The sequence below is a fragment of the Stieleria sp. JC731 genome (assembly GCF_020966635.1).
Taxonomy (GTDB): Bacteria; Planctomycetota; Planctomycetia; order Pirellulales; family Pirellulaceae; genus Stieleria.
The window spans coordinates 427,913-440,301 of sequence record NZ_JAJKFQ010000011.1 but is presented as its reverse complement, the minus strand read 5'-3'; the positions used below and the strand labels follow the sequence as shown (position 1 = coordinate 440,301).

7 protein-coding genes are annotated in these 12,389 nt (G+C 56.3%); 3 read left to right on the top strand and 4 right to left on the bottom strand.

The window, feature by feature from the left end; translation table 11 throughout:
* Nucleotides 1-312 precede the first annotated feature (312 nt).
* A complete protein-coding gene (locus LOC67_RS18535) occupies nt 313-1,224 on the top strand; it encodes a thiamine-phosphate kinase (protein ID WP_230264187.1) in 912 nt (303 codons plus the stop codon).
* Nucleotides 1,225-1,238: 14 nt separating this feature from the next.
* Nucleotides 1,239-2,399, top strand: coding sequence for a pseudouridine synthase (locus LOC67_RS18530; protein ID WP_230264185.1), 1,161 nt, complete (start codon nt 1,239-1,241; stop codon nt 2,397-2,399).
* 787 nt (nt 2,400-3,186) lie between these two features.
* Here LOC67_RS18530 and LOC67_RS18525 read toward each other — a convergent pair.
* The 3 genes from LOC67_RS18525 to LOC67_RS18515 are packed head-to-tail and all read right to left on the bottom strand — an operon-like array spanning nt 3,187 to nt 5,476.
* Nucleotides 3,187-4,173, bottom strand: a complete 987-nt coding sequence (locus LOC67_RS18525) for a beta-ribofuranosylaminobenzene 5'-phosphate synthase (RefSeq protein ID WP_230264183.1) — start codon at nt 4,171-4,173, stop codon at nt 3,187-3,189.
* Nucleotides 4,170-4,799, bottom strand: coding sequence for a DUF447 domain-containing protein (locus LOC67_RS18520; protein ID WP_230264182.1), 630 nt, complete (start codon nt 4,797-4,799; stop codon nt 4,170-4,172). Before LOC67_RS18520 ends, LOC67_RS18525 begins: the two co-directional genes overlap by 4 nt.
* A gap of 23 nt (nt 4,800-4,822) precedes the next feature.
* Complete coding sequence (locus LOC67_RS18515; RefSeq protein WP_230264181.1) at nt 4,823-5,476, bottom strand: anthranilate synthase component II; 654 nt, start codon at nt 5,474-5,476, stop codon at nt 4,823-4,825.
* 93 nt (nt 5,477-5,569) lie between these two features.
* On the opposite strand from LOC67_RS18515, the gene fba reads away from it, so the two are divergent.
* A complete protein-coding gene (gene fba / locus LOC67_RS18510; protein WP_230264180.1) occupies nt 5,570-6,580 on the top strand; it encodes a class II fructose-bisphosphate aldolase in 1,011 nt (336 codons plus the stop codon).
* Nucleotides 6,581-7,770: 1,190 nt separating this feature from the next.
* Here the strand turns inward: fba and LOC67_RS18505 are convergent.
* Nucleotides 7,771-12,363, bottom strand: coding sequence for a DUF4332 domain-containing protein (locus LOC67_RS18505; protein WP_230264179.1), 4,593 nt, complete (start codon nt 12,361-12,363; stop codon nt 7,771-7,773).
* Between the last annotated feature and the right edge of the window lie 26 nt (nt 12,364-12,389).

Sequence of the window (12,389 nt, the reverse complement as noted above, 5' to 3'; positions counted from 1 at the left end):
CCCCAAGACAGTACAGTCACTGTGGATCGTTCTTGGATCCGAGGCAGAACGGATTGTGATTGACGTCGGTTTTGGCGGTCAAACCAGATCCGAACGTCAGTCGCTGCTCTAACGACTTGATGGAATTGTTCACGGGCGACCACAACTAGCCCCGCTACAGAACTAATCCTGCGCGATCATCCGTTTATCTACTAGTCAATTAGTCCTCACCCTGGCTATACAACGCGATACTTTCGCGCGATCTTCATTACTTCGGCGCATCGGCGACGTCCGAGCACCACCAAGACGCCTGCATACAGACGCCTGCATACAATGGAACAATCATTTCTCGCTTACTTGCGCGGACGTACCCGTGACCTTCGGCAAGTTCAGATCGGAATCGGGGATGACGCTGCAGTCATTGAGAATCCTGGGCCATTAACGATCGCTTGCGCCGATCAGATTATCGATGGGGTCGACTTTGATTCCGAAAAGCAAAGCTTGGCAGACATCGGTTACAAATCGATGGCGATCAACCTGAGTGATATCGCGGCGATGGGTGCGGTTGCGGACAGCGCGATCGTGACGTTAGCGCTTCCCCAAACCGACGCGACAAAGATTGCCGGCGAGTGCTACGAAGGTATTCTCGAAGCGGCCCGAAAGTTTGACGTGGCCATCGCCGGTGGAGACCTCTCCACGTATGACGGCCCATTGTCGATCAACGTGACGATGCTCGGACATGTTCCCGAGAACGGCAAACCTTGGCTGCGAAGTGAAGCTCAAGAAGGCGACGTGGTCCTTGCGACCGGAAGCTTTGGCGGATCACTTCGAGGCCGGCACCTACGGCCCGAGCCACGGATCGACTTGGCACAGGCTGTTCGGCAGTTGGTCGACGTTCATGCCGCAATCGACGTCAGCGACGGTTTCTCACTCGATCTGGATCGACTTTGCGCGTCAAGCGGCTACGGCGTCGAGCTCGATGTCGATGCCATTCCGATTCACCCCGATGCGACTTCGATGAGCGCCAAATCGGGGAAATCCGCATTTCATCATGCCTGGAGTGACGGCGAGGACTTTGAACTGCTTTTGGCTGTCAGTCCCGATGATGCCGAACGACTATTGGCCACCGACTTGCCCGCCCCGTTAACAGCCGTCGGGAAAATCATCGGCCGCACCGGACTGTGGAAAATGCAATCCGGAAAATACATCCGCATGGCCCCCCAAGGCTATCAACACACCGAATAAGTTAGAACGTCATCATGGCGAAGAAAAAGAGATCCTCGGCACCACGTAAGCAGGCCAAACGTTCGCGTTCGACCGGCCCAGCTTCGCGTTCAGCAAAGCCGACGTCAAAGTCATCAGCGAAGCCAGCCGCAAAGCGAACACGACGAAAACCAGTCGAAACAGAGGCTGACTCCGAACCGGTTGCCAAAACCAGTCGACGAAGCAGCAAGCCGACGACCACACGCGATCAGCCACAACGGCTCCAACGGCTGCTAGCTGCAGCCGGCTACGGAAGCCGACGCCAATGCGAAGAACTGATCGAGGAAGGTCGTGTCGACGTCGATGGCAAAACCGTTGTCGAACTCGGTACCACGGTCGATCCGAAGACCAGCAAAGTCCGTGTCGATGGTGTCGAGCTTCGTCAACAGAAACTCGTGTACTATGCCGTCAACAAACCGACCGGATACCTCAGCACCAACGCAGACCCGCGCGGACGACAACGTGTGATCGACTTGGTCCCACGGAGCGAACGTGTCTTTCCCGTCGGCAGGCTGGACCAAAGCAGCCAAGGTTTGATGCTGCTGACCAACGACGGTGACTTGGCACAACAGCTCGCCCACCCAAAGTACGGTGTTCGTAAAGTCTATCGCGTCACCGTTGCCGGAAAGATCGACTCGGAGACGATGAAGAACATGCGGAAGGGGATTTACATCTCCGACGGTTTTGTTCGTGTTGAAGGAGCCAAGATTCTAAAAACACGCGGCCGATCGACCGAACTGGAAATCACACTTCGCGAAGGTAAAAACCGCGAGATCCGGCGCATCCTGGCTCGACTCGGTCACAAAGTCCAAGTCCTAAGCCGTATCGCGATCGGGCCGCTACGCTTGGGTGACATTCCGCCCGGAGCGTATCGCAAGTTGACTCGCGAAGAAGTCGCGCGTTTGCATAAGGCGATTGAACACAGTCGCAACGAGGTCGACGAAGAAGACGAGACACGTCGTCAACGCCGCAGTGCCGGAAAGGGTTCGGCAGGCACAAGACGCAAGTCGACGAAGAAGCGAAGCAGCAATCGCAATCAAGCCGAAAGCCGTTCCGACGTCGTGGCTCGCCGTACCGGCCGAAAACAATCGACGACAAAGTTCTCGTTCAAGCCGAATCAACGCAAAGACGGCGGACCAATTATCGGTGGCGATTGATCGACGGTGAAACCGCGTCAGCACGATCGCGGTTCATGTGCGAGGCTATGCCTCGCAGTGACCAGCAACTCACGAAACCGTCGCTAGCGCGATTACGGCTCAGTTTGCACGTCCCCTGAGCCGCAAAGGCGCTAGCCGCGGTTGGGTGTGCAGCACGAACACGGGATCTCACGATCAGCCGCTTGGCGCCAGCCTCCGGTTACTGCTACTGCATCCATTAGAACCGCACGCTGGCGCGTAGCGGCTGATGTTTGCAGAACGAACATGAGTCTTCACGATCAGCAACGGTTGTGTGTATTCGGCTGCCGGGAGGCCTTACCAAGAGCAATCCCCATTCTCGTGCGAGGCTCTGCCTCGCATGACATGTCCCGCGGGCTCCGCCCGCAATGCCCCGTCAACTCACGCAACCGTCGCTAGCGCGATTGCGGCTCAGTTAGCATGCCTCCTGAGCCGCAAAGGCGCTAGCCGCGGTTAGGTGTGCAGCACGAACACAGGGTTTCACAATCAGCCGCTTGGCGCCAGCCTGCGGTTACCGCTACTGCATCCACTAGAACCGCACGCTGGCGCGTAGCGGCTGATATTTGCAGCACGAACATGAGTCTTCACGATCAGCAACGGTTGTGTGTATTCGGCAGCCAGAGGCTGCCATGCATTGCGTGACAAGGCGGGAGCCTTGTCACGAGAAGTGATGCTTGTGCTGAGATTGGCTTGGTATGAAAGAGCCTTGTCTATCTGAAGCAACCGTCGCTAGCGCGATTGCGGCTCAGCCTAAAATTGCGATTACGGCTTAGCTATGATTCGATTGCCTCTCGAGACAACTTTGCTGCAACGCGCGGCCTTGGTTTCGAGCGGTCACGACCGTGGCGATAGAATCTCCCACATCCCATGATGACACCAGCGATTCCGCTGACGCGCGGTCTTCGCACCAAGCAAAAACCGTTGGCCCCCAGCTACTTTGGCCAACCCCGTTCACACCGCATTGCTTTAGGCGATCCACCGTTTCACTGACAAAGGTCCCGTTATAGGGACCGCCCTGGATCGACTCGAACAACAAACCACTCTCGCGGTTGTAGCGCTGGATCGCCAATGAGAACGCTGCAAAGTCAGCTTGATGAGCGGCCGGCATCAATTCGTCGGTTGCGATTTGACGAAGCAATTCGGTTCGCTCCGGCTGACATTTCAACTGATCGAAATGAGCCTGTTCTTGCTGTCCAGCAATGACTGGCATTTGACTCGCCGGTTGGAACAAGGCCATGCACCACGAATCTGGAATCGCTGACCGCTGCTGAATCGGATTTAACCGGGCGTCATCGGAATTCGATTCAAAGATTAAGCCACCGACAAAATACCCGTGTGCACCGATCGCACTACGGCGAGCCCTTCCGGCGATGTCCAAGACCATCGTTTCGATCGGAACTGAATCATCGCCAAGGACGCGACAGCATGCTTCGGCAAGCGCCAAAGAATACTGTGTCCCACTTCCGAACCCTTGGTGCAACGGAGGCGTTGCGAGGATGGAAATCTTGATGGGTGGCAAACCATCAACCCCGAAGTGCTCACAAGCACGACTGACAATCGCATCGGAGCGTTCGGCAAATCCGACCTGCATCACCGAATCACTCAATTGATACGCATCAGCCTCGATCACTTCGATCACGGTTTCCGGTTGATCGACCATCAAACCCAAGCCACCAAACGGCGCGTGGCAATCGAGCAAACCGAAGTGCAAACGAGCGCCCGTTCGGATATAAATTTTCCGGTCGCCTCGTTTCATGAGGAGTGCCTCGAGGGCTGCTTCGAAAGTTTTTGTCCGATGTAATCTTGGATCAATTCCCAAGCCTTAAACTCGTCATCACCGGCTGTCTTATCGATCGGTGATCGCAAACTTTCCAGCTGCCGCCGGATGTCATCATCGTCAAGGATACCGACACGTGTTGCCAAAATCGCGGCCTCAATAACGGCATGCTTGGCTCGGTTGAAACCGATGAATGGCCCTTGGATCGCCTGGCTTAGTAACTTACAGGACATCTCATATCGTGGAGGCGATTGAACCATTGATTCCACCTCGACGGCAAACCATCGATGGCAATCGTTTAAGACCGCATGACTGAATTCTGCGTGCTCGGTTGACGAATCGGTTTGAATTGCTTTGCGACCGACCAACCGTTCGGGTGACTCGATAGGACCGATGGCCGCTTTCGCGATTAGCAATGCGTCATCGGTCAGATGAATCGTTGCCCGTCCGGTTTGCATCAGATTTCGGAATGTTCGCGAGCCTTCGTAAGGACGCAGCAGGAACCCAGGGTCCTGGTCACCTACCGTCTTTAAACGGTCGGGGAACTGAACCAGCGGTCCCATCGGTGCGATGTTGACCTGCCCAGCATGGTCGATGGTGGTCACGATCGATTCAAGAATCACGATGTCTACGTAGGCTCTGGACGGAGTGGTTTTTGGACAGAGGGGTTCTGGGTAGTGGGACTTTCGGCAGTGGGCTTGGAGCCGTGGGGCTCACGAATGAGACGAACAAAGTTGTTGACGATTTGCTGGCCACAGGGGCTGAGCACCGACTCGGGATGAAACTGGACCCCGAACACAGGTCGCTGCCGATGCCGAAGTGCCATGATGCAATTGTCATCCAAACTGGTCGCGGCAACTTCTAAACAGCTAGGCAAATCTGAGTGCGAAACCACCAACGAATGATAACGTGCAACGTCCACCGGATTTGGGCATCCGGCAAACAAAGCTTGTTCATCATGGCGAATCGGGCTGGCCAATCCGTGGCGTGGTTGGCTGCGTTGGATCGTTCCGCCAAAGGCTGCACCGATGGCCTGGTGCCCTAAACACACCCCCAGGATTGGAAGGTCGGCAGGTGCCTTTTGGACCAATTCGACGCAGCATCCCGCCTCGTTGGGGCCCAAAGGTCCTGGGGAAAGCACAATCGCGTGGGGGGACATCGCCAACGCCTGTTCGGCGGCAATTTGGTTACTGCGCACAACCCGCGTTTCCGCCCCGCTAAGGCGAAAATAACGCGCCAAGTTATGCACAAAGGAATCCTGATTGTCCAACAGCAGAATCATTGTCGCCCGCCCTTGCGGCCAGTCGTCACGGTGGGATAATCGCCGGACGAATTACGAATTTCAAACTCCATCTTTAGCTCAAGGTACTCGATCATGGCATTGGTCCCTCTTCGCGTCGTCTTGGACCACGCTGCGGAAAACGATTACGGCGTCGCGGCATTCAACGTCAACAATATGGAACAGATCCAGTCGATCATGGAAGCCGCCGAGGAGACAGATTCTCCTGTGATCATCCAAGCATCGCGTGGCGCACGGGCCTACAGCCAAGACGCATACTTGCGTCATTTGATGATCGCCGCAACCGAACTTTACCCGCACATTCCTATCGTGATGCACCAGGATCACGGTAACAGCCCCGAAACTTGCCAGTCGGCCATCGAAAACGGCTTCACCAGCGTCATGATGGACGGTTCGCTGAAAGAAGACGGCAAGACTCCTGCAGACTACGACTACAACGTCGCTGTCACCAAGAAAGTCGTCGAGCTTGCTCACGCACAGAACGTCAGCGTCGAAGGCGAATTGGGCTGCTTGGGCTCGCTAGAAACCGGTGGTGGAGAACAAGAAGATGGTCACGGTGCGGTCGGTGAATTGTCACACGACCAACTGCTGACCGATCCAGAAGAAGCTGCTCGCTTCGTCGAAGAAACCGGCGTCGACGCTCTGGCTGTCGCGATCGGAACCAGCCACGGTGCTTACAAGTTCACTGCAAAGCCAACCGGCGAAGTTCTGGCGATGGACCGAATCGAAGCGATTCACGCGAAGATCCCTAACACCCACTTGGTCATGCACGGCAGCAGCAGCGTGCCACAAGAACTTCAAGACATCATCAACCAGTTCGGTGGTGAAATGAAGCAAACTTACGGCGTGCCTGTCGAAGAGATCCAACGCGGCATCAAGAGTGGCGTTCGTAAGATCAACGTCGACACCGACTGCCGTATGGCGATCACCGGTGCGATCCGAAAGGTCTTCAGCGAAGATCCTGCGGCATTCGATCCACGTGCATACCTGAAACCAGCTCGTGCCGCGATGAAAGCTGTTTGCGTCGCACGTATGACCGCCTTCGGTCAAGCCGGTAACGGTGCAAAGCTTCGTGCGACCCTGTAGCCGACTTTTGTTCGTCCGAACAAAACCGGTCAATCGAATTTAGAAAATGCCAGGGCAAGTCCCTGGCATTTTTTTTGTCGCGAGGAAATCACCTGAGTCGGACTTGCGAAAGCGACGATGGTTCCTTGTTGCCGCATCAGCCGCAGAGCGTTGGCTCGCGGTTAGCAACTGCGTATTCACTCAACCGCGGCTAGCGCCTTTGCGGCTCAAGGCAGGCACACCCAACCGTCGCTGATCGTGAAGACTCATGTTCGTGCTGCAAATATCAGCCGCTACGCGCCAGCGTGCGGTTCTAGTGGATGCAGTAGCAGTAACCGCAGGCTGGCGCCAAGCGGCTGATCGTGAACCCCCGAGTTCGTGCTGCACACCCAACCGCGGCTAGTGCCTTTGCGGCTCAGGGCAGGCACACGCAACCGTTGCTGATCGCGAGGGCTCCTGTTCGTGCTGCAAATATCAGCCGCGACGCGCCAGCGTGCGGTTCCAGTGGATGCAGTAGCGGCAACCGCAGGCTGGCGCCAAGCGGCTGATCGTGAACCCCCGAGTTCGTGCTGCACACTCAACCGCGGCTAGCGCCTTTGCGGCTCAGGGCAGGCACACGCAACCGTTGCTGATCGTGAGGGCTCCTGTTCGTGCTAAAAGTATCAGCCGCGACGCGCCAGCGTGCGGTTCCAGTGGATGCAGTTGCGGCAACCGCAGGCTGACGCCAAGCGGCTGATCGTGAACCCCCGAGTTCGTGCTGCACACCCAACCGCGGCTCAGGGGAACATGCAACTGAGCCGTAATCGCGCTAGCGACGGTTGCGTGAGATGTTGGTCACTGCAGGCGGAGCCTGCGAGACAGTTCATGCGAGGCAGGAGCCTCGCACGAGACGAGCAGCCACTTGCTCGTGACAAGGCTCCCGCCTTGTCACGCAATGCACGCAGCCTCCGGCTGCCAAACACACTCAACCGCGGCTAGCACCTCTGCGGCTCAGGGCAGGCACACGCAATCGTTGCTGATCGTGAGGGCTCATGTTCGTGCTGCAAATATCAGCCGCGACGCGCCAGCGTGCGGTTCCAGTGGATGCAGTTGCGGCAACCGCAGGCTGGCGCCAAGCGGCTGATCGGGAAACCCCGTGTTCGTGCTGCACTCAACCGCGGCTAGCGCCGTTGCGGCTCAGTAGGACACACGGCTTCTTTGGTACCGATTTCTCATGCCGCGACTAGATCGCGGTTTTGCTTTGCGTTGGCGATCCACTCGTTGATCTCTTCCAGGTCCGGAAGCTTTCCACCGCGAATGATTCGCTTGCCTTCATTGCTCTTCGCGATCGGAAGGATCAGCTCAAACAATTCGTCAGGATCAAACGCGGCAACCTCTTCGGCGGTTGTCACATCGGCTGCAACCAGCAACTGTGCGTCGTGACCTCGAAGCATCGGAATCCGACAAACCAAAATCGACTGACTTTGCCAAATTCGGATCACGTCAGCATCGATTCGCCGATGTCCCAGTTCGTCAGCCAAACCCTCAGGATCGGCTTCCAGCAGATCGTTCACATCACAGATGCCGACAGCTTCCAGCCTTTCCGCCATCCGTGCACCGATCGACGGTGCATCGACAATGGGACTGCTTCGCTGCAAGTAGAACTTCAGTTCACCGTCATCGGCACTGTGCTCGCGGTATTGCCTTGAACTCGATTCGCTAGAACGAGTTTCGTACGGACGCCCCGAACGCTTTGACGATGCCGAACGCGTCTTCAAACTTCGTGCCGGACGCTCGGCTCGCTGAGACTCTGAGCTTTCCGAATCACGGCTCGAAAGCGAACGACTCGATCGTTCCGACTGAGACACTCGGTTTCTTGACAGGTCACGATCACGACGGCTTCTGCGACTGCCGCTCCGCAGCCCACTGCGTCCCGAGCGCTCGTTGCCCTGTCCGTCCCCGTTTAATTGGTGACGGGCATTGCCGTTAGCCGAATAGCCGCTGGAACGACCAGTTCTGGTTTCACTCGAACTCGATTGGCTGGTTCGCGATTGCCCGGTTCGAGCACGTCCAGAACTTGCCCGAACGACTCGACCATGGTCATCAGTGAACTGATACTCGTAGCGGTCTTGGCTCAGCACGTTGTGATTGGCGTGCTGATTGATTCCCTGACGTTTCTGACCTTGCCGAACAACGCGGCCGTCAATCGTTTGCCGGTGGCTGTCGTGCCCATTGACTTGGTCAACCGCAGGTTGAACGCCTGCGGCGGCGATCCAGCTTGTGATTCGAGACAGCTCGTAGCTTGTACCGCTGAGCAAGATTCGTTGTCCACGTTCGGTCGCCAAGAAGGCTTCGACACGGTCCAACAGATCGCTTGGGTCGGTCGCAGCAAGGTGCCCCGGATCGGTAATTCCGCATCCGACCAGCACACGAGCGTCGAAACCTCGCAGTTGTGGAACGTTGCAAACCAATCGACACTCTGACTGCCAACGTCGGATCGTTGCCGCGGTCACGCTCGCAAGACCCAACGCATCGGCCATCCGATTGGGATCTTGATTCATCAGATGAGTGATGTGAGTCACATTCAATGCACGCAGCCTGGCTGCCGCGACCGCATCAACCGATGGAGCCTGATCGATCGGACTATCAACCGTTAAAAAAAAAGGTGATGCCGGCGGACGTTCGTTTGATCGCGTGCGAGCTGCCGGTTCGGACTGCTGTCGCGAAGCGGCGGGACGACTGACCGGTGATGTCGTGTAGGTATCACAGTAGTAGTACCCATCGTTCCAGTGGTTCCCGTTTCCGCTCAGGTGTGATGCGAAAGCTGCGTTGGGAATTGATCCACTGTGACTCGGAATACCGTGATTCTGGCCACCGTGATTAGCACCTGGGACCGGTGCTTGCTGCGGTGGGGCTGCATACATGTAGCTGCTCGATGGCATATTGGGAGCGACCGCGGCTGGATTGCCGACCGATCCGCTGTGCCATTGGTTTCCGCCCACTTGCCCGGCCTGAACCGGATAGCTGGCAGGTGCTACCGCTGGATACCCGGCAATCCCGTAGGCTTCTTGCCAGATCGCGTCCAAATTGCGGTTGATATCCGCGAAGGACTGTGCGACAGGCATGCCCTGGAAATACTCGTCGTAGTAGCGATCGATCATCGCATCGCTTTGCATCAACGGGTCAGGCGTCTGACCTGAAACGTGTGCCCCGACATGCATTCCGGCGTGTGGACCGACATAGGTCTCTTCGGTGTAATGTGGACGCCAAACGGGTCGATGTTCGTGTGCGACGCGTTCGCCCTGGATCTGGAAGACACGTCCGCCACGTCGACTGACTTGGTCAGCAAGCATCGCATCGCTGGTCAGCACAATCAGCTGCCGAGCGCTTTTTGCATAGTCATTCAGCGCTGCGATCACGGCCAAGTTTACTTCCGAAGCGACATTGTAGATCGCATCGGCTTGTGGAACTGGCTGTGTCCCAGCGACTTGTTCTACGGAATGCAGCAGTTCACGATGGGCTTCAACGACCAGTGGAATCGCGCGTCCTGTTCTGGCCAGCAAATCACCTGCGGCCAAGCGAACAGCCAAAGCGGCGAGAGCACGATCGACCGCCGGGCAACTCGCTTCGTCTTGTCCATCAAGATGTGCGCGACCGTCGTTAGCGTTCCCGGTTGTAAATTCGGCCGGATTCCAATCGACGCGTCGCAAACGTCCGCCTGACAATCGAACCAACCATGCACTCGCTTCATCCGCCAGCGGAACCGCACTTCGGTAGTTTGACTGTGGTGCACCGAGTTTTTCGAGCAGCTCTGCCCGTCGACGTTGCAACCATTGGACACGTGGCGACACAGCAAAAACAACGGGCTGTTGATTGAGCTGATTCAATTCTGAAACGATCGACTGGATCTCGGTATCGACTGCCCAATTGGCTTGGTCATTCAGGTAGTAATTTGCCGAGAATTGAGACGACCGATTCAACGACAGTCTTAAATCGGTAGCACGGCTGACACAACGATCCAGCTCTTCGGCTGTTTGCTGAAGCTCGACGGTTCGTGCAGAGATTTCTTGCTGCAGATGATCGACATACCATGGCGACCATGATTGGTTGTGATAACGATCATCAAGCCATGACGGATACCGAACCAAATCAAGTTGGCGATGATCGCGAATCAGCTGAGTTCGATAAACCAACAGACGTTCGATCGAAGCGATGATCCACTTTTCCGTCGCCTGCAAATCCATCAACTCGCGTTCGCGTCGAACCGCAACCGGAGCCGCGTTTGCTTCGGCGTAGTGCCGTGCAAAGCCAAAACCATACCGGCGTGAAGCGGCAAGGTCTTCTCGCAGTGCACGCAGGTGCCCCAAGAGGCTCGAATCCTGATGTCGAGTCCAGGCAAACGGCAGGTCCAGACCTTGTTGTCCGGCCAATTCGCCGTACCAAGACCAGACGGCCTGACCGGCTCGGCCATAGTACTGCTGCAGACTGTCGACTTTGCGAATCAAAGCCTCGACATGCAAATCGATTTCGTCCGGCCATGCGTATGACTGAGCTGTCGCGATCTCGGCCCAGCTTTTTAATTGCGAAGGCGCAACACCTGGGTGGCCTGCAAAGTAGTCCAACGATGATGCGACGTATCCCATTCGCTCACGTTGCAACAAGGTATCCGAAAGCGGCAACGAACCGGCACGGGTGGCGAAGTGATGCAACGCTTGGCGATGCCGATCGGCAAAAACAATTTCACGAAGGCTATTGAGCTCCGCCTGAATCCGACGCCAACGGATGATCTGTCCATCGACTTCGACCAAACGCTCACGTAGCCGAGAATCGATTTCGACTCGCGTTGTCGCTAAATGATTCGGCAATGAAGGCGACATTGCCGCATTCGAATAAGGCGACGAAGTGATCGGTGACGAATAACGCAGCCGGTTGCGATCTGCTTGCAAGTGGTCGAGCCAGCGAACCAATTCGCCATGACGCACGCGAAGTTGCCAAATGCGATGGTGCAGTGAATTCAGCTCGTCACGTGTCTTCCGGGAATGAGCTGAATAGCCATAGTTATCGGTGTATGCACCCAAGCCATCGAAGTTTGCATGGCGAGGCAATGAATTGAGATATTCCAGTCGTGCTTGCAAGCTTTCACGCCGCGCTTGCTTGGACGCAAAATGGCTTGAAGAAGCGTCATAAGACTCTGTTGTGTCTTGCGTCGGAAGAGTTGCCAGCTCAGCTTCAATGCGAGCAAGCTCATCGCGAATCGCGCGTCGAGCTGCTTCTGCGTCGCGATTTTCAGCTGGCGACAGACCGCTGACGGCCGAAGTATTGTGCGGCAGTTGCGCAAACAAAGACGGGTCGTTTAAACCTGCGGTCAAACAAGCCGCGATCACTCTTGAAACGCTTGTAACCGCAGTATCAGTGGCGATCCCATCGACGATCGAATCCGGAATTCGCATCGCTTCCAAAGCACGCGAGGCGTCATTGGAGTCAGCGATACCGTTGACCCAACTGCCGTGCAGCCAGTCAAAACGATGTGCGGTTTCGCCGCGAGTTTCGAATTCGATGGTTCGTCGACCGTTCGCTGTGCCGTCGTGTTCGCGTCGGCAATGGATCTTTCCATTCCGATCGGCCCAGACGACTCGACCAGATGAAGAACTCATCATTCCCAACGGGTATTCGCGACGTACCAAAGAGTCACGGATGAACCGAACTAACGCCGTTTTGCCTGATCCTTCAGGAGTGCAAACAACGTTCAAGCCTTCCGAGAAAGGCCCCAGTTCGACACGATTGAGTGGGCCATGTGTGTCAATGTCAATGCGATCCAACAACATGGTCAGGCTCCTCCTTGGCCTCGATT

Bases quoted from the DNA above. Each gene is read 5' to 3' on its own strand.
- LOC67_RS18535 (WP_230264187.1), top strand. From the start codon at position 313: ATGGAACAATCATTTCTCGCTTACTTGCGCGGACGTACCCGTGACCTT.
- LOC67_RS18530 (WP_230264185.1), top strand. From the start codon at position 1,239: ATGGCGAAGAAAAAGAGATCCTCGGCACCACGTAAGCAGGCCAAACGT.
- LOC67_RS18525 (WP_230264183.1), bottom strand. From the start codon at position 4,173: ATGAAACGAGGCGACCGGAAAATTTATATCCGAACGGGCGCTCGTTTG.
- LOC67_RS18515 (WP_230264181.1), bottom strand. From the start codon at position 5,476: ATGATTCTGCTGTTGGACAATCAGGATTCCTTTGTGCATAACTTGGCG.
- fba (WP_230264180.1), top strand. From the start codon at position 5,570: ATGGCATTGGTCCCTCTTCGCGTCGTCTTGGACCACGCTGCGGAAAAC.
- LOC67_RS18505 (WP_230264179.1), bottom strand. From the start codon at position 12,363: ATGTTGTTGGATCGCATTGACATTGACACACATGGCCCACTCAATCGT.